The following is an 18,730-nucleotide window of genomic DNA, read 5'->3' on the forward strand; positions in this document are numbered from 1 at the left end:
CGCCTTGCCCCGATGCGGGCCATGGGATAGACCGCGCGCGGAACATGACCGCGAAGGACGCCCCCGATGGCCAAGCCCAAGAAACAGCCCCGCCCCAAGGCCGTAACGCCAAAAGGGTTCCGTGACTATTTCGGCGAGGAAGTCACGCAGCGCACCGAGATGCTGCGGACGATTGCGGGTGTCTATCATCGTTATGGCTTTGACGCCTTGGAGAGCAGCGCGGTCGAAACCGTCGAAGCGCTGGGCAAGTTCCTGCCAGATGTCGACCGCCCGAATGAGGGTGTCTTTGCCTGGCAGGAGTTTGACGAGGGCGGAAACGGTGACTGGATGGCCTTGCGCTATGACCTGACCGCGCCTTTGGCCCGTGTCTATGCGCAACACCGCAACGATCTGCCCACACCTTATCGCCGTTATGCGATGGGTCCGGTCTGGCGCAACGAAAAGCCAGGGCCGGGGCGCTATCGTCAGTTTTATCAATGCGATGCGGATACGGTGGGTACGGCCTCAATGGCCGCAGATGCCGAGATTTGTGCGATGCTGTCGGATACTTTAGAGACCGTTGGTATCCCGCGCGGCGACTACCTGGTGCGGGTGAACAACCGCAAGGTTCTGAATGGCCTTGTTAAGGACATGTTTAGCTCGGACGGTGAAGTGTCTGACGACTTAGTGGCGGGAATACTTCGAACCGCCGACAAATTCGACAAGGTTGGTGTTGAGGGCGTAAAGCAACTACTTACTAAAGGCAGAGAAGATGCTTCAGGTGCATTCATTGATGGGCTTCATCTGACTTCGCTGCAAGCTGACCGAGTCATCGAGTTCCTACTCGCAAAAGCCGATACCGACGAAAAAACGCTGAAAAATCTCCGATCCGTAGTTGGTGGATCAGATGAAGGCAGCGAAGGCGTTGCGGAGCTAGAAACGATTTCAAGCCTTCTAAAGGCGCAGGGCTACGATAGTGACCAAATTTCTATTGACCCCTCGGTCGTACGTGGCTTGGGTTATTACACCGGACCGGTTTATGAGGCCGAACTGACTTTTGAGATCTTCGACGAGAAAGGCCGCAAGCGGCAGTTCGGCTCGGTCGCGGGCGGTGGTCGTTACGATGATCTGGTCAAACGGTTCACGGGGCAGGAAGTGCCCGCGACCGGTATCTCGATCGGTGTTGACCGCCTGCTGGCGGCGCTGCGCGAAAAGGGTCGGATCAGCGCGCAGGCCAAGGGCCCCGTGGTTGTGACGGTGATGGACCGGGATCGGATGGCCGATTATCAGGCCATGGTGGCCGAGCTGCGCAATGCGGGGATCCGGGCCGAGGTTTATCTGGGCAACCCCAAGAATTTCGGCAATCAGCTGAAATACGCGGACAAGCGCAATTCGCCGGTCGCGGTGATCGAAGGTGGCGATGAAAAGTCCAAAGGGATCGTGCAGATCAAAGACCTGATCCTCGGTGCCAAGATCGCCGAAAGCGCCACGCTTGAGGAATGGAAGGAACGCCCCAGCCAGTTCGAAGTGCCGCGCGGTGATCTGGTCGCCAAGGTGCGCGAAATTCTGGACAGTCAGGACTGAGCCATGGCCAACCGTTCTCAGATACAGGCCCGCGCCGCGATGATGCGTGTTCGGTTCGAGGCCGCAGGCGCGCAGATCGTTGATCCGCCGCTGCTGCAACCGGCGGACACTCTGCTGGATCTCTACGGCGAAGATATCCGCGCGCGCGCCTATGTGACATCGGATGCATTGCGCGGTGAACAGATGCTGCGCCCGGATTTCACCTTGCCGGTGGTGCAGATGCATATGTCGGAAGGGGCAGAACCGGCGCGCTATACCTATTCTGGTGAGGTTTTTCGCCGACAGGAACACGACCCGGACCGGGCCAATGAATACATTCAGGTGGGGTATGAGGTCTTTGACCGCGTCGATCCCGCCGGTGCCGATGCCGAGGTGTTTTCCCTGATCGGACTACAGTTGCGAGGTCTGCCGCTGCGGGCGGCGACCGGTGACATCGGCATTCTGATCGCAGCGGTTGCAGGGCTTCAGACGACCGAGCGCCGCAAAGCCGCGTTGATGCGCCATCTCTGGCGTCCGCGCCGGTTCCGCCATTTGCTGGACCGTTTTGCGGGTCGTGCCGCCGGGCCTGAAACCCGCGACGCTCTGCTGAATGCGGCGGACCCGTTGGCCGTTGTCGCACCGATGATCGGCAAGCGCCGGGCCGCCGAGATCGAGGCGCGGATCGAAGCGCTGCGCGAAGATCGGGAGACAGCTCCGATTTCGGATTCCGAGCTGGCCGGGCTCGAAACCTTGCTGAATGTGCGCGAAACCATGCCTTTTGCGCTGGAACAGCTGCGCGACGTGGCGGTGGATCTGCCCCAGATCACCCCCGCCTTGGATCGGCTCGAGGCCCGCATTGCGGCACTTCAGGCGCGTGGCGTGGATGTGGAGCGGCTGGATTTCGAGGCCTCTTATGGTCGCACCTCAATGGAATATTATGACGGTTTTGTCTTTGGCTTCTACGCCGAAGGCCGCCCCGATTTGCCGCCTGTGGCAACGGGCGGTCGGTACGACGCGCTGACCCGGCAACTTGGTGGCGGGGCCGAGATCCCGGCGGTTGGGGGCGTAATTCGCCCGGACCTTATGCTAAGCGTTGAGGAGGCCGGGCAATGAGTTTGAAACTTGGTGTGCCCTCGAAGGGCCGTCTGATGGACAAGACGTTTTCCTGGTTCGAAAAACGCGGCATCACCCTGTCGCGCAGCGGATCGGATCGGGAATATGCCGGTAAGGTCGAAGGGATCGACGGGGTTTCGCTGATCCTGCTGTCCGCAGGGGAAATCCCGCGAGAGCTGGCGGCAGGGCGGATCAATCTGGGTGTCACCGGCATCGATCTGGTGCAGGAAAAACTGCCCCGTTGGGAACAACAGGTGGAAGAGATCGCTCAGTTGGGCTTTGGCAAGGCCGATCTGATCATCGCGACCCCTGCTTGCTGGGTCGATGTGGATACGCTGGATGATCTGGATGCGGCTGCGGCGGCGTTTCGCAAAACACACGGGCACCGTCTGCGGATTGCCACCAAATACCACCGTCTGGTGCGAGAGTTTCTGACCAATGCGGGCGTGGCCGATTACACGCTGGTCGACAGTCAGGGCGCGACCGAAGGGACGGTCATGAACGAAACCGCCGAGGCGATTGCCGATATCACCTCGACGGGTGAAACGTTACGGGCCAATCACCTCAAGATCCTGTCGGATGGGTTGATCTTGCAATCTCAGGCGACGCTTTGGCGCAGCCGGGTGGCCAAATGCAGCCCCGAAGACAAGGCTGTCCTGGCCGCATTATTGGATCGTCTGAGCTGACTAAAGCACACCGATTTCGGCAAGCGCGCGGTTCAGATCATCGGGCAGGGCATCATCTTGTTCGCGGTTTTTGGGTAGGTCGGCGGGCGTGTCCTCGGGTTTGAGGTAACGCCAGCCCTGAAACGGACGTTTCAGGGCGTTTTGGGTGCGATGCACCTGAGGGTCCAGCACGATGGCACAGCGTCGGATGCCATCCTCGCCGCGTACCTCGTCCAGTCGCAGGATCCGCTGGCGGCACTGGATCACACCCTTGATCACCCAATAGATTGATCCGCCGTTCAAAATCTCGGCCTCACGCTTGGGCCACATGCGGGTGACATGGCGTGGGCAGCCATCCTCATAGAGCGGCCTGCGGCTGTCCTGCCACGCCATCAGCGTGTCGACGCTTTCCGAGCCAACCGAGAGTTTGACGAGATTTACGTACTTATCCACAGTTTTCCCACAGAGTCGTCCCAAGAGCGGTCTCTATATTGTAGCTTGCAAAACGCAGTCATCAAGGTGTTGTGGTGAAGGCGTGAATTGAGATAGTCTGGATACCTCTTTCTAGTCAGGGAATCACCAATGAGCCGCTTTGCCGCCCCCATCGCCGAGCAGATCTGGGACATGAAATACCGCTTCAAGGAAGCGGATGGCACACCCATTGACCAGACGGTCGAGGACAGTTGGCGCCGCATCGCGCGCGATCTGGCGCGGGTCGAAAAAGACCCCGAGCATTGGGCCGGGAAATTCTATGAGGCGCTGGAGGATTTCAAATACCTGCCAGCGGGCCGTATCACCGCGGGTGCTGGCACGGCGCGGCAAGTGACTCTGTTCAATTGTTTTGTCATGGGCACGGTGCCCGACAGTATGGGCGGTATCTTTGATATGCTGAAAGAGGCCGCGCTGACCATGCAGCAAGGCGGCGGGATCGGTTATGACTTCTCGACGATCCGCCCGCGCGGGGCAGACGTCAAAGGCGTGGCCGCCGATGCCTCGGGGCCGTTGAGTTTCATGGATGTCTGGGATGCCATGTGCCGGACCATTATGTCCGCCGGTTCTCGCCGGGGGGCGATGATGGCCACGATGCGCTGTGACCACCCCGATATCGAACAGTTCATCACCGCCAAATCCGACCCGGCGCGGTTGCGCATGTTCAACATGTCCGTGCTGGTCACCGACCCGTTCATGGAGGCCGTCAAGGCCGATGGCCCGTGGGAGCTGGTGTTTGACGGCAAGGTCTATCACACGGTTCAGGCGCGGGATCTGTGGAATAAGATCATGCAGGCCACCTATGACCATGCCGAGCCGGGCGTGATCTTTATCGACCGGATCAATCAGGCCAACAACCTGAGCTATGTCGAGACCATTGCCGCCACCAACCCCTGCGGAGAGCAGCCGCTCCCCCCTTATGGCGCGTGTTTGCTGGGGTCGATCAACCTGGCGCGTCTGGTGGCAGACCCGTTCGAAGAGGCCGCGCATCTGGACGAGGCCGCGCTGCAAGAGCTGGTCGCTACGGCCGTGCGGATGATGGACAATGTGGTTGATGCATCGAAATTTCCGCTGCCCGAGCAAGCCGCTGAGGCGCAAGCCAAACGCCGGATTGGTCTTGGCGTGACCGGGCTGGCGGATGCACTGCTGATGCTGGGCCTGCGCTATGGGTCAGACGAGGCGGCGCGTCAAACCGAGCGCTGGTTGCACGCAATCGCCCGCGCCGCGTATCTGGCGTCGGTCGATCTGGCAAAGGAAAAAGGGGCGTTTCCTTTGTTCGATGCCGAGAAGTTTCTGGCCAGCGGTACGATGCAGCAAATGGACGAGGATGTGCGTGACGCGATCCGAGAACACGGCATCCGGAATGCGCTGCTGACATCGATCGCGCCAACGGGGACAATATCGCTTTATGCTGGCAATGTGTCCTCGGGGATCGAGCCGGTCTTTGCTTACGCCTACACCCGGAAAGTGCTGCAAAAGGATGGCTCACGCACTGAAGAAGAGGTTGTGGACTATGCCGTGCAGATGTGGCGCGACAAGTTCGGCGATACTGAATTGCCCGACTATTTCGTCAATGCGCAGACTCTCAGCCCGTCAGATCACGTCAAGATGCAGGCGGCGGCACAGAAATGGATCGACAGCTCGATTTCCAAGACGATCAACTGCCCGGAAGATATCAGCTTTGATGCGTTCAAAGACGTCTACATGCAGGCCTGGGATGAAGGCTGCAAAGGTTGCACGACCTACCGCCCGAATGATGTGACGGGTTCGGTCCTGACCGTGTCTGAAAGCGACGACAAGGCGCCCGGTGAAAGCGCCAGTGCACCGCATGAGGTGGACGGCGGCGACGTGATCTATATGTCCGAGCCGCTGGATCGCCCGCAATCTCTGGAAGGATCGACCTATAAGCTGAAATGGCCTGATAGCGAACATGCGATCTATCTGACCATCAATGATATCGTGATCGGCCAACGCCGGCGACCTTTTGAAGTGTTCATCAACTCGAAGAACATGGAACACTACGCCTGGACGCTGGCATTGACCCGCATGATTTCGGCTGTGTTCCGGCGTGGCGGGGATGTGTCTTTTGTGGTGGAAGAGCTGAAGGCCGTCTTTGACCCGCGTGGTGGGGCCTGGGTGCAGGGCAAGTATATTCCGTCAATCCTGGCTGCCATCGGTGGCGTGATCGAACAGCATATGGTTGCCATCGGGTTCCTGGAAGGCGAGGGGATGGGCCTGAAATCCGACCCTCAAGCGCAGGTTGTCAACATGGACGCCCCGCGCGGCAAAGCCTGCCCGTCCTGCGGGCAATATGACATGGTGATGATCGAAGGCTGCATGACCTGCCGCAGCTGCGGACATTCCAAATGTGGGTAAGCAGAGCCTGACGGTTTCCTGAGCCGCAAGGTCTTGCTTTTGTCGGATGGCCAGAGGTCATGCGGCCAAATGTGACATGGTCGATGGGCGTACGTGGCGTTGAGGACCCGCAGCGACATATTGATGAAACATTCGAACGGTATCTGACGGGTGCCGGGCACAGTGCTGGTGTTTTCGGACAAGATGCTTCATCAGTCTGAACAGTTAGACGAATTGCGACAACGCGTATTCAGTGTCGGGCGTGAACGCGCCCCTGAATTCGGTTTGGGGAAATAGCCTCTCTTATGGATCACATCATCACCTTGAATGCGGGCTCTTCGTCCTTGAAATTTGGCCTGTTTGCTGCGTCGCAAAGCGATCCGGCGTTGATCTGTTCGGGGATCGTTGAAAATATCGGCAGTTCTTCGGCCCATATTCGTTTGCGTGATCGGGATGGAAAATCTCTGGCAGATGGTGTTTCGGACGCGTTGCGCGATCATGGGGCCGCTTTGGACAGCATTTTGAATCTGCTCCAGATCGAATTCCCACATGCGCGCATTGCGGCGGTCGGTCATCGCGTGGTGCATGGAGGTCCGAACAACGGAGGGCCCGTGGTTCTGACGCCGGACAGCCTTGAGAAACTGAGACAGCTCGAACCGTTTGCACCGTTGCATCAGCCCGTCAATCTGGACGGGGCGCAAGCTGCGATGAAGCGTTTCCCAGAAGCCAAGCAGGTTGCGTGTTTCGATACCGCATTTCACCGAAACCACCCCTGGGTCAACGACACCTTTGCGCTGCCGTCTGAGTTTTACGATATCGGCGTGCGGCGCTATGGCTTTCATGGGCTCAGTTATGAGTACGTCTCGGGCCATTTGAAAGAGACGGCACCGCTTATACATGGCGGGCGCGTGGTTGTTGCCCATCTGGGCAACGGGGCGTCGATGTGCGCGATGATTGATGGGCGGTCGGTGGGCTCCAGCATGGGGTTTTCGGCCATCGACGGCTTGCCCATGGGTACACGGTGCGGGCAGTTGGACCCGGGTGTTGTTCTGTATCTGATGGATCAGTGCAGCATGAGTGCAGACGAGATCTCGGATCTGCTGTACCGGAGATCCGGTCTGCTGGGCCTATCGGGCATGACCAGCGATATGCGGACGCTCGAAGCTTCGGACGCGCCAGGTGCACGCAATGCGATCAACTATTTCACCTTCCGAATTCGGCGCGAGTTGGGGGCGATGGCTGCTGTTCTGGGCGGGTTGGATGCGCTTGTGTTCACCGGAGGGATTGGCGAGAACTCGACCTATATCCGTGAACGCATCTGCACCGATATGGGCTGGCTGGGAATTGAGCTGGACCATGACGCCAATGCGGACAACCGCACCGTGATTTCGACCGATCTGTCGCGTGTGACGCTGATGGTTGTTCCTACCAACGAAGAATTGGTGATCGCACGGGCCGCGCTGCAACTGATGCAAGTGTAAGGCCGCTCGGTGGTAGGGTTTGGTTAAGAAAAAATTAACCACTACGGGAAACCCCCAATATCCTGATCTGTGTGGCTGGGGTATGACTGATTTACCGCTTCAAGACCGTCCCCCCGCGGTCTTGTCACTTTCACAAAATTCCCCAATGAGGGGTAGGTATCAAACCCCCTCGACCGGCCCCTCTATTGGGGGTTTTGTGATTATCTCGATACAGTCTCTGGGTCCTGCTGCATAAGATCTCTTACAAGTTCGGGCAGATTCGAGCTGTGATTGTAGCTTGCGGAATGGGGCAGCTTTTCTATCGGCGATTTGCGATAGCCCTCGGTGAAGAGCAGGAACGGCACCCCGGCGCGTCGCCCGGTTTCGGCGTCCACCTCGCTGTCTCCGACAAAGATCAAGGGCCCCGATATGTCCATCGCATCATAGGTGGCAAGCAGGTGTTGCGGGTCCGGTTTGCGCGTGGGCAGCGTGTCACCCCCGGTGACCACGTCAAAGAAAGGCGACAGATTCAACGCTTCTAACACATGACGTGCCGGGGACTCGGGCTTGTTGGTGCAGACGGCCAAAACATGTCCCATGTCACGCAATTGGGTCAAAGCGCCAGTCACGCCCGGGTAGCATCTGGTGTGTTCGCAGGGGGCGGCATTGTAATGCGCCAAGGTGCTTTGGGTAAGCTCAACATGTCGATCCATCGGTATGGCGCAATGGGTCATCGCCCGTTCGACAAGTGTTGGCAGCCCGTTGCCAACAAACCCCTTGATGGTTTCATCTGGCAATGGGTCGTGGCCGACATCTGCCAGCATTCGGTTCACCGATTGCGCCAGATCGGCGAGGCTGTCGATCAATGTGCCGTCGAGGTCAAATACAACAGCTGCTTGCATGCGCTTTCCATCCTTTACCACGGTATTTCGGGCCTAGCGCCCCTTGGTCGCGGATACAATGCCAAGCCGAGATGCGGGCGAGAAAAGACAGGCCTTGACATATCCGACAAAAATAATCAGATTAAACCCTATGCCGCGTAGCCAACCCAATTCTGGGTCAGCCAGATGACACAGTCCAAAACAGATACAGCTTGTTGCCCGATACCTTCTGGAGACGCCCTGATGAACGCTCAAAACCCGACCCCGACCCAAGGTTACCCGGTCTCATTGCTTCCGGCCCACAAGGCTGAAGACCTGACCAAAGGTGGTAATCTCGCTCACATCGAATTGGGTGACCAGCTATATACGCTACGCATTACCCGTGCCGGGAAACTGATCCTGACGAAATGAGCGTTAAGCCCTGAGTGGATGACATCGAGAACCGTGCTCCTGGAAACCGCGGCTGCGAAGGCAGAATTGGCAAAGCATTTTGGTAAATCTGCCTTGGAGGCTCGTAAGACCCCGTGCCGCGATTTGGTTCTCGCAACGCCCCGGTTGTGGCCCATTGATCGGCGCAGAAACCCCGGATTCCACCGGGGTCTCTTTTAGCAGCAGCCGCACCCGGCGTGATGATGCGCATGGCCGCAGGATGGGACAGAGGCAGGGGCGAAGTCGCCTACTTCGCATAATACATCGCGCAAAGCCCAGAGGATCATGTCCACATCGTCAGCTTCAATCGTCAGCGGTGGTCGGATCTTGAGCACGTTGTCTTTGGGCCCTTCGCTACCAATAAGAATACGATGATCACGCATTCGGTTTTTGACATATCGACAGATCTCGGTGCCTTCTGAACCATCCGGATTGATCAATTCGACCCCAAGAAACAGACCCATACCGCGCACATCGTCGACGCAGGCGAACTCGGCCTCGATCTCGCGCAGCCCGTCGATCAGACGCGCGCCTATCAGCTGGGCGTTTTCCTGCAAGCCTTCGTCATCGACGATATCCAAAACCTCTTTGCCGATCCGGCAAGACAGGGTTGAGCCGCCAAAGGTCGAAAAGAACTCGATCCCATTGTCAAAGCTTTCAGCGATGGCTTTGGTTGTCACCACAACTCCAATCGGGTGCCCGTTTCCAATGGGTTTGCCCAGAACAACGATATCCGGCAGCGCGCCTTGTTGTTCAAAGCCAAAATAATGCGTTCCCAACCGTCCAAGCCCGGTCTGAACCTCATCTGCAATACAGACCCCTCCGGCCGCGCGGATCTTGTCGTAAACGGCGGGCAGGTACCCGTTGGGTGGAATAATCTGGCCCCCGACAGACGGGAAGGTTTCAGCGATAAACCCTGCCATTCCCTGACCCCGCTCTTGCAAGGCCTGGATGGCGGGGTCCACTAAATCGGCATATTTCTGCGCCCGCTGTTCATCATCGCGTTTGTATCGACCGCGATAGTCATCCGCGACCTCAACAAGCTCAACCCAATCGGCCTTGCCGACACCACCGGGCTTGTTGAACTTATAGGCCGAGATCGCCACCGCGGCGTTCGTGTTCCCATGATAGCCATGATCGGGCGTTATGATCCCTTTTGCGCCCGTGTGCGCCCGCGCCAAACGCAGCGCCAGCTCATTGGCCTCGGTGCCCGAGTTGACAAAGAAGCAGACCTGAAGGTGATCGGGCAGTTTCGACAGGAGTTTATCAGCAAATGCCGTTTGCGCGGGGTGGAGGTAGCGCGTGTTCGAGTTCACCCGCTTCAACTGATCCGCCGCCACGGCCTGTATACGCGGATGCGCGTGACCGACATGGGGGACATTGTTATACGCGTCAAGATAAGGCCTGCCCCACTCGTCAAACAGATGGTGCTTCCACCCGCGCACCAGCATCACTGGTACGTCATAGGTCAACGACAGGTTTCCAGCGAAATGGTCCTGACGATTCCGCAGCACCGCTTGCGCGTCGGTGGGTCGATAATAAACCTTCTCGTCTGGCAGGTTCAGGAGCGCCGCTGGATTCGGGCAAACAGCGTGCCACAGCTCCATCTCATCAGGGTCACCGACGCCGGGCCAGTCGGCCTCCATCCCGTCAGTGGTCAGCGCCAGTTGGAAATGCACATGCGGCGCCCATCCGCCATTCTGGCCAGGATCGCCCAGACGGGCAAACACGGCCCCGTGTTCTACCGGATCACCGGGTTTCAAACGGTCACAGCATTCAGGGTCCAGATGGCCGTAGAGTGTATAAAAGGGATCCCCCTTGGGCGTTTCATGTCGCAGGATGACCACACCGCCATAATCCAGGTGGTTGTCCCGGTTCTCGACCACTTCGACCCGCCCGGCCAATGGTGCGTGCAGTTCGGTTCCCGCAGGTGCGAAGACGTCTATTGCCAGATGCACGGTGCGCCGATCCGACGCTTTCCACGGCCCCTTGCGGAACCCGGGCTCGGCATAGATCAAGCGCGGTTCGTTGTAATAGCCCAGCCACAGGCCCTCACCAAACTCAGACCCCACGCGCGCGGCCTCGGATAAAGGCATATCAAACGGGTTTTGTGGCCAGGTCGAGTTCTCAACGGACAGCGATCCCAGAGGCAGGTCATTCAAATCCTGCCCGAACATGGGTGCGAACTGACCGCGTTGATCACGCAGAAACGCCATCACGCGTTCGGCACCATCGGCGACAGGCAAGCCACAGGCGGCCCGCAGTCGCGCGGCCATCAGCCCACCATTGACTGAAGGGTTCTCCAAAAACCGCCAGGCCGGAGCCTGCGAGATGGTCACGTAGGGGTCATCAGGGGTCTCTGCCGCCATCAGCGTTGAATTCACCACGGAAACCGCCAGGCGCATACGCAAAAGCGGCCAGATCAGATCCACTTCTTCCGTGCGCAACCGATTGGCCGCATTGTAGCCTTTGACCAGCGCTGTCAGCGCGCGTTCCGGCTTTGGGTGATCCAGCACCACATAAGCCCCGGCAATGGCCAGTTCACACACCCGTGGCGCGGCGCACATATCGCCAAGATCAATCAGACCAGAGATCCGGTGCTGCTCGCCCAATTCACCTTCGACCAGAATGTTGTAGTCATTGGCATCGTTGTGAATGGCCTGTTTGGGCAAATCTGCCAAACGCTGCGACACCGCGTGAAAGCCCTCGCAAACTTCACGCAGCAAAGTACGGCGTGCAGGGTCTGCGATCCGATCCAACTTGCTATCTATCCAGCCCGCCTGTGTCAGATCCCATTTGAAGGCAGCGCGGTGCAGCCCATGATGGTGAAAGCCTTCCAGCGCCCGATCCATTGCGCCCAAAACACGCCCAAGTTTCAGGATCAGAGCCTCGGACTTTGGAGCTGATTTCGCATAGACCGCACCGGGCAGCCGTTCCAGCAGCCAAACATGCCGCGTCTTGCCATCCGGGTCTGCGATCTCTGGCAACGCCCGGCCTTGCAGATCCGGGATTACCTTCGGTACCGGCAAGCCTGGCGCTGCGTTGGCAAGATGGGACAAGGCCTGGATTTGCAGATCCACAAGAGCGGGTGCGCATCCCGCTCGCATGACCTTGAGCACATAGTCCTGGCCATTGGTGGCCTGCACCAGAAAGTTCAGATCATATTCACCATCCAGACGTGTCAGCCGTCCGTCTAACCCCCAGTGCTGACGCAGCGCATCTGACCAGAATGCTGAAATATCACTCATCTACACCTCTGCCATTCAACAGTCGGGCTCCGCCACATCTGGTGGAAAACAAATCGCGCTTGTCGCAACGGGGGCAGACAGCCCCCCATTGTCAGCTTAGCCCAGAGCGCGCAGGCGCTTGATCAGGGACGAGGTGTCCCACCGCCCCCCGCCCAGTTTTTGGACGTCCTTGTAGAACTGATCCACCAGAGCGGTCACAGGCAGGGATGCCCCGGTCTCATCGGCGGTGTCGAGGCAGATGCCCAGATCCTTGCGCATCCAGTCCACAGCAAACCCATGATCAAAGTGATCGTCCAGCATGGTTTCATAGCGGTTGGCCATCTGCCAGCTGCCCGCCGCGCCCTGGCTAATCACCTCAACCACGGCACGCCCGTCCAGCCCGGCCTTCTCGGCAAAATGGAGCGCTTCGCTCAGGCCCTGAACCAGACCGGAAATCGCGATCTGGTTGCACATTTTGGTCATCTGTCCGGCACCGCTCTCGCCGATGCGGCGGCAAATCTTAGAATAGACCTGCATCACCGGTTCGGCCGCATCAAATACAGGCTGATCGCCACCGCACATGATCGACAGTACGGCATTTTCCGCCCCTGCCTGACCGCCAGAGATCGGCGCGTCAACAAAGCCCAGACCTTTTGCCTGCGCTGCTTCATACAGCTCGCGCGTGACCTTGGCCGAAACGGTGGTGTGATCAACGAAAGTGGCTCCCGCTGTCATGCCATGAAACGCGCCGGACTCACCGGTGCAGACAGACCGCAGATCATCGTCATTGCCGACGCAGGCCATGACGAAATCCGCTCCTGTCGCGGCTTCTTTCGGTGTAGCGGCCATCGCGCCGCCATGCTGGTCCACCCAGGCCTCGGCCTTGCTTGCGGTGCGATTATAGACGGTAACGTCATGACCTGCGGCCTGCAGGTGCCCGGCCATTGGATAGCCCATGACACCCAGGCCAAGGAACGCGACTTTTGCCATTTGTGAAATCCTCTCCACCTTCGTGGTCAGCAGCGCCCATAGGCGAGTGACCCGTGCTTTGAGCGAAGACAAAGCAAAGCTGGCCGCAAAGGGCAACCCCGGCGTCAGCTTTTCCCACCCAGATCCTTCAGTATCGGGCAATCGGGGCGGGTGTCGCCTGCGCAGGCCTCGATCAAATGGCTGAGCGTGTCGCGCATCGCGCGCAGATCCGCAATCTTGGCCTCGATCTGAGACAGGTGATCACGGGCAATGCGTTTTACATCCGCACTGGCGCGGCTTTCATCTTCGTAAAGCGCAAGCAGGGCGCGGCAGTCTTCGATGGTGAACCCTAGCGTGCGTGCGCGGCCCAGAAAGGCCAGCTTGTGCACGTCCTGATCCCGAAATTGGCGATAGCCATTGGTGTCGCGCAGCGGTTTGATCAGATCGATCTCTTCGTAATAACGGATCGTCTTGGCTGGCAGGCCGGTCTTGTTGGCAACGTCTCCGATATTCATGCGTGAGCCTCCTGTCCCTGTGTTGCAGGGGATGTATCTGGCACGCTTGCCTGCACTCGGCGCAGACGCAGCGCGTTCGAGACGACGAAGACGCTGGACAAGGCCATGGCCCCCGCCGCCAGCGCCGGTGACAGCAGATGACCGCCAAAGGGATAGAGCGCCCCGGCTGCGACCGGGATCAGCAACACGTTGTAGCCAAAGGCCCAGCCCAGGTTCTGACGGATATTGCGAAGGGTGCGGCGGCTGATCTCGACCGCGTTGGCCACACCGCGCAGATCGCCTGACATCAACACCACGTCTGCGGTCTCGACCGCGACATCCGTACCCGTACCGATGGCAAGGCCAATATCTGCTGTGGCCAAGGCCGGGGCGTCGTTTATCCCGTCACCAACATAGGCCAGCGTGCCATGCTGGCGTTTCAGCGCTTCGACCGCCTCGACCTTGCCAGAAGGTAACACCTCGGCGGTCACGATTTCGATGCCCAGAGTATCGGCCAAAGACCGAGCAGTCCGGGCATTGTCTCCGGTGATCATGGCCACCGTGAGGCCCATCTGGCGCAACCGCACCAGAGCCTCGGATGTGCCCGGCTTGATCGGGTCAGCAACCGATAGTGCCGCAGCGGCGAGCCCGTCGATGGCCACATAGACTGGGGTCGCACCGCTATCGGCATAGTTTGCGGCGGCATCGGCCAGATCGGAAAGGTCGATGGCATTGTCATGCATCAGACGATCCGAGCCGATCAGAACTGTGTGGTCTTCGACCTTGGCGCTCAAACCGCGTCCGGTCAGGGACTGGAACTCAGACACTTTGGGCAGCCTAGCAGGACCGGCGCGCGTGATGGCCTGCGAAATAGGATGCTCGGACTGCGCTTCCGCTGCCGCCGCCAGACGCAGCACATAAATTTTCTGGAACCCATTGGCCAGTGTCATCTCGACCAATTCCGGACGTCCTTGGGTTAGCGTGCCAGTCTTATCGAAGGCGATGAGTTTCGCCTGCTGCAAATGTTGCAGCGCATCGCCTTTGCGGAACAACACACCCAGTTCTGCCGCGCGCCCGGTGCCCACCATGATCGAAGTGGGTGTCGCCAGCCCCATTGCACAGGGGCAGGCGATGATCAGAACCGACACACCGGCAACCAGTGCCAAGGGCAGGGCCGGGGTAGGTCCCACAGCCAGCCAGATCAGTACGGTTGCGCAGGCGACAGCAATGACGGCGGGCACAAACCATAAGGTAATCCTGTCAACCACGCCCTGTATCGGCAGTTTAGCGCCCTGAGCCTGTTGCACCATCCTGATGATCTGCGCCAGAACCGTATCCGCGCCAACTTTGGTCGCGCGTATCTGCAAGGCACCGGTGCCGTTCAGCGTACCACCGACAACCGCGTCGCCAGCCTTTTTGCCGATGGGAACGGGCTCGCCTGTGATCATGCTCTCGTCGACATAAGAGCGCCCATCCAGCACGTCGCCATCCACCGGAAGGCGCTCGCCCGGGCGGATCATCAGAACGTCCCCCACACCCACTTCGGTCAAAGGGAGTTCGACAAACGAGTCTCCGCGTTTGACTTGCACAGTATTGGGTCGCAATCCGATCAGCTTGCGGATCGCGGCACCGGTACGGCCCTTGGCCCGAGCCTCAAGACTGCGCCCCAGAAGGATCAGCACCACAATCACTGCGGCCGCTTCGAAATAGACGTTTGCGGTGCCTTCGGGCAGCCAATGCGGCGCGAAACAGGCGACAACAGAGTAGAGATAGGCAGCACCAGTGCCCAAAGCGACCAAGGCGTTCATATCCGGCGTGCCCTTCAGCAATGACGGAAGGCCCTTGGCATAAAAAATGCGGCCCGGGCCAATCAGCAGCACCGAGGTCAGCGCGAATTGGATCAATCGGCTGGTCTGCTCACCGATGGTGGCGTGGATCCAATGATGGAAGGCAGGCACCATATGCCCGCCCATTTCGAGCACAAAGACTGGCAAGGCCAGTAACGCAGCAAGAATGGTAACCCTTTTCAGTGATTGGTATTCGGCAGAACAGCTCTGGTCTGCCTCATCGGTGGTCGTGGACACTGTACGCGCCGCATACCCTGTTTTTGTGACCCGCGCAGCCAGCGATGCAGGGTCGGTTGCGCCTTCCAGATAGGTTACCCGCGCTTGGCGTGTTGCCAGATTGACATTGGCCTCTGTCACCCCCGGCACTGCCAGCAAGGCGCGCTCAATCAGCCCGACGCATGATGCGCAACTCATGCCCTCGATTGACAGATCCGCTTGAAGGCGTGTGGCCGGGTAGCCAGCGTCTTTCAGCGCGGTTTCTACTGCGGGCATGTCACCTACGTATTCGACCTTCGCCAAGTGGGTCGCAAAATTGACCGCAGCGTCGGTGACCCCCGGTACGGTACGCAAAGCAGCTTCTGCCCGGCCAACGCATGACGCGCAGCTGAGGCCGGAAACCTTGAACTCTATGTGATGTTGCGCCGTCAAGAAAACTGTTCCGCTGTGCAATTTGGCCTGTATATGAGGGTTCCAGTCACGGGAAGGTCAAGGGCCACCAGGCGAATTCTTCGCCCTAAAACACTGTTTCGTGCAAAAGAGGCGGGTTGAGTCCAGATCGCCTTCAGCAAAACGTGGCGTTTCGATATTCGCAAACGCTGCGTCAAGCGGATTGGCGGGCGTCGATATGTCCGCTAGCTTTTGTCATGTTACGCATCACGGAGGCCGCCATGTCCCTTTTCACCAGTTCCGCCGCTTGGGTTACCGATGAACACAAGATGTTCGCCGAAATGGCGAGCCGGTTCATGGACGACGCCTTGGTGCCCAATGTCGAGACCTGGGTGGAAAACGGCGTCGTCGATCGTGATTTTTGGATGCAGGCGGGCGAAACAGGCCTGATGGCCGGTTCGATTGACGAGGCATATGGTGGCGTTGGTGGCGGCATGGGCTTTGACGCTGTTACGCTCTATGAACAGGCCGCGCGCGGGGACGCGGGATGGGGCTATGGCATCCAGTCGATCGTGATCCACTATCTGACGGCTTATGGCAGCGAAGATCAGAAGCAGAAATGGCTGCCCAAGCTGGCTTCGGGCGAAATGGTCGGTGCTCTGGCAATGACCGAGCCAGGCACCGGTTCGGACGTTCAGTCCGTGCGGACCACCGCCGAGAAAGACGGCAATTCCTATCGCATGAATGGATCAAAGATCTTCATCACCAATGGGCAGTCGGCAGATCTGGTGATTGTGGCCGCAAAGACCGATAAGTCACTCGGGGCCAAGGGCGTATCACTTATTGCAGTTGAAACCGAAGGCACCGAAGGGTTTCGACGGGGGCGGAACCTGAAAAAGCTGGGTATGAAGGGCAACGACACAGCAGAGCTCTTCTTTGAAGATGTCAAAGTTCCGATGACCAACCTGTTGGGGCCGGAAGAGGGTCAGGGCTTTTATCAACTGATGAAGCAACTCCCGTGGGAGCGGTTGACGATTGGTATCATGGCGCTGGGTGCGATCGATTTTGCTATCGCTGAAACGGTGAAATATGTGCAAGAGCGCAAGGCGTTTGGTCAGCGGGTTATGGATTTCCAGAACACCCGCTTCAAGCTGGCTGAATGTAAGACAAAAGCCGAGGTGTTGCGTAGCTTTGTGAATGATTGCATCGCCAAGCTCGAGGCCGGCGAGCTGGATGCCGCCACTGCCTCGATGGTGAAATACTGGGGCTCGGAAGTGCAGAACGAGATCATGCACGAATGCCTGCAATTGTTCGGTGGCTATGGTTTCATGATGGAATACCCGATCGCTCGGCTTTACGCGGATGCGCGGGTGCAGATGATTTATGGCGGCACCAATGAGGTCATGAAAGAACTGATTGCGCGTTCTCTGGATGTCTGAACCTCTGATCTCGTAAAGCTCCCGCCCGTCGTCGATGTTCCAGTCGGAACATCTCCTCCCGTTGGGCCGGGCCCGCGCGAGCAACGCTCGCGCGGGCCCGGCCCCCCCTGCCGTCCGCAGGACGCAAGGCCGAAGGCCGCGCAGTTTGCTCTTGCGCTTTGACTCAATGAACTCAGCTGACTGGACGCGTTGAGCCTTCGAGCTGATCGGTCAACCAGGCGCGAAATGAACGCAGGGGTTCGGGGGTTGGGCGGCCCGTCGGCCAGACCAGATAGTAGTTCCCCAAGCTGACATCCGGGCCGTTCCAGGCCGGTACGAGGCGCCTGGCTTGGATATCCTCCTGGATCAGATAGGACGGTAGAAGCGCGACGCCCAGTCCGTGAATAGTAGCCTGAATCATCGTTGCAAATTGATCAAACAGCATACCGGTCAGCCCGCTGGCGACGTGGTTTTGCGTGCCGAACCAATGTTCCCAGGCGTCCGGGCGTGTCTCCATATGCAGCAGGGGCGCATTGGCGAGGGTCGCCAGGCTGGAGAACCCGGACGGGGCCAGGCTTGGTGCGCAGACGGGCAGAATGGTTTCCTGCATAATCGGCAAGTACTCAACACCGCTCCAATCCCGCCGTCCGAAATGGATTGCCGCGTCAAAGCTTTGGGTTGCAAAGTCGAAGGGGCGCAGGCGTGTGCCCAGGTTGACTGTCACCTCAGGATGTTTGCGTGCAAAATCCAGCAAACGGGGGGCCAGCCAATGCATGCCAAATGCTGGCAGGATAGACAGGTTCAGCGATCCGCCCACCGGGTTGGCCTTGAGGTTCAGTGCGGCCTGAGCAAGGTCCTGCAGGGCCGATCTTGCCGTCGCGACATAGGTTTGTGCGGCTGGCGTCAGGTGCAGGCGCATCTGGCTGCGTTCGATCAGGGTCACACCCAGTTGATCCTCCATCGTTTTCAACTGACGGCTGATCGCGCTTTGCGTCAGCGACAACTCCTGTGCTGCGGCTGACGCACTGCCCAGACGGTCAACTGCCTCCAGCGCGAGCAGAGACGAAACAGAGGGCAGAAAGCGGCGGGGGGCAATCATATGACATATCCTCATACCTTTCCGACGCAATAACACTGGTTTTTCCTTTGCGCCAGCGCGATGAGTGTCTGGCCGTCGAGGCTTGCACTGACCGCGCAGGCTGATTTTAAGTTGACCGGTAAACAGAATGTCGTCT

At 58.8% G+C, this 18,730-nt stretch carries 14 protein-coding genes; 7 read left to right on the plus strand and 7 right to left on the minus strand.

Annotated features, from left to right (window positions below):
- The first annotated feature begins 66 nt into the window (after nucleotides 1-66).
- Genes hisS through hisG form a run of 3 tightly spaced genes read left to right on the plus strand, consistent with a single transcriptional unit; the run spans nucleotide 67 to nucleotide 3,341 of the window.
- Complete coding sequence (gene hisS / locus GOV38_RS18630; protein ID WP_171209323.1) at nucleotides 67-1,563, plus strand: histidine--tRNA ligase; 1,497 nt, start codon at nucleotides 67-69, stop codon at nucleotides 1,561-1,563.
- Nucleotides 1,564-1,566: 3 nt separating this feature from the next.
- Nucleotides 1,567-2,655, plus strand: a complete 1,089-nt coding sequence (locus GOV38_RS18635) for an ATP phosphoribosyltransferase regulatory subunit (protein ID WP_171209322.1) — start codon at nucleotides 1,567-1,569, stop codon at nucleotides 2,653-2,655.
- On the plus strand, nucleotides 2,652-3,341 hold the full coding sequence (gene hisG, locus GOV38_RS18640; RefSeq protein ID WP_171209321.1) for an ATP phosphoribosyltransferase: 690 nt from the start codon (nucleotides 2,652-2,654) through the stop codon (nucleotides 3,339-3,341). The genes GOV38_RS18635 and hisG overlap by 4 nt, the downstream gene beginning before the upstream one ends.
- Here the strand turns inward: hisG and GOV38_RS18645 are convergent, their stop codons facing one another.
- Entirely contained in the window at nucleotides 3,342-3,773 is a 432-nt protein-coding gene (locus tag GOV38_RS18645; RefSeq protein ID WP_171102545.1) for a DUF1489 domain-containing protein, read from the minus strand. It lies immediately after the preceding gene.
- 129 nt (nucleotides 3,774-3,902) lie between these two features.
- On the opposite strand from GOV38_RS18645, the gene GOV38_RS18650 reads away from it, so the two are divergent.
- Together GOV38_RS18650 and GOV38_RS18655 are read left to right on the plus strand one after the other, a co-directional pair.
- Nucleotides 3,903-6,185: an adenosylcobalamin-dependent ribonucleoside-diphosphate reductase gene (locus GOV38_RS18650; RefSeq protein ID WP_171209320.1), complete on the plus strand. Its 2,283-nt coding sequence runs from the start codon at nucleotides 3,903-3,905 to the stop codon at nucleotides 6,183-6,185.
- A 284-nt stretch (nucleotides 6,186-6,469) separates the two neighbouring features.
- On the plus strand, nucleotides 6,470-7,645 hold the full coding sequence (locus tag GOV38_RS18655) for an acetate/propionate family kinase (RefSeq protein WP_171209319.1): 1,176 nt from the start codon (nucleotides 6,470-6,472) through the stop codon (nucleotides 7,643-7,645).
- A 200-nt stretch (nucleotides 7,646-7,845) separates the two neighbouring features.
- Here the strand turns inward: GOV38_RS18655 and gph are convergent, their stop codons facing one another.
- On the minus strand, nucleotides 7,846-8,526 hold the full coding sequence (gph, locus tag GOV38_RS18660) for a phosphoglycolate phosphatase (protein WP_171209318.1): 681 nt from the start codon (nucleotides 8,524-8,526) through the stop codon (nucleotides 7,846-7,848).
- A gap of 222 nt (nucleotides 8,527-8,748) precedes the next feature.
- On the opposite strand from gph, the gene hemP reads away from it, so the two are divergent.
- The gene (gene hemP, locus GOV38_RS18665) at nucleotides 8,749-8,916 is read left to right on the plus strand and encodes a hemin uptake protein HemP (RefSeq protein WP_171102532.1); all 168 of its coding nucleotides are present in this window, start codon (nucleotides 8,749-8,751) and stop codon (nucleotides 8,914-8,916) included.
- A 194-nt stretch (nucleotides 8,917-9,110) separates the two neighbouring features.
- Here hemP and GOV38_RS18670 read toward each other — a convergent pair whose 3' ends face one another.
- The 4 genes from GOV38_RS18670 to GOV38_RS18685 form a co-directional block, all read right to left on the minus strand.
- Nucleotides 9,111-12,182, minus strand: coding sequence for an aminotransferase class III-fold pyridoxal phosphate-dependent enzyme (locus GOV38_RS18670; RefSeq protein WP_171209317.1), 3,072 nt, complete (start codon nucleotides 12,180-12,182; stop codon nucleotides 9,111-9,113).
- Nucleotides 12,183-12,278: 96 nt separating this feature from the next.
- Nucleotides 12,279-13,151, minus strand: coding sequence for an NAD(P)-dependent oxidoreductase (locus GOV38_RS18675; protein WP_171209316.1), 873 nt, complete (start codon nucleotides 13,149-13,151; stop codon nucleotides 12,279-12,281).
- Between the two features lie 104 nt (nucleotides 13,152-13,255).
- Nucleotides 13,256-13,645, minus strand: a complete 390-nt coding sequence (gene cueR / locus GOV38_RS18680) for a Cu(I)-responsive transcriptional regulator (protein ID WP_171102528.1) — start codon at nucleotides 13,643-13,645, stop codon at nucleotides 13,256-13,258.
- Complete coding sequence (locus tag GOV38_RS18685) at nucleotides 13,642-16,119, minus strand: heavy metal translocating P-type ATPase (RefSeq protein ID WP_171209315.1); 2,478 nt, start codon at nucleotides 16,117-16,119, stop codon at nucleotides 13,642-13,644. The genes cueR and GOV38_RS18685 overlap by 4 nt, the downstream gene beginning before the upstream one ends.
- 239 nt (nucleotides 16,120-16,358) lie before the next feature.
- Between GOV38_RS18685 and GOV38_RS18690 the strand changes: the two genes are divergently transcribed.
- Nucleotides 16,359-17,516 (plus strand): acyl-CoA dehydrogenase family protein, encoded by a 1,158-nt coding sequence (locus GOV38_RS18690; protein WP_171209314.1) that lies wholly within the window; start codon nucleotides 16,359-16,361, stop codon nucleotides 17,514-17,516.
- A 172-nt stretch (nucleotides 17,517-17,688) separates the two neighbouring features.
- Here the strand turns inward: GOV38_RS18690 and GOV38_RS18695 are convergent, their stop codons facing one another.
- Nucleotides 17,689-18,594 (minus strand): LysR family transcriptional regulator, encoded by a 906-nt coding sequence (locus GOV38_RS18695; protein ID WP_171209313.1) that lies wholly within the window; start codon nucleotides 18,592-18,594, stop codon nucleotides 17,689-17,691.
- Nucleotides 18,595-18,730 lie beyond the last annotated feature (136 nt).

The organism is Ruegeria sp. HKCCA5839 (assembly GCF_013035585.1).
GTDB lineage: Bacteria > Pseudomonadota > Alphaproteobacteria > Rhodobacterales > Rhodobacteraceae > Ruegeria.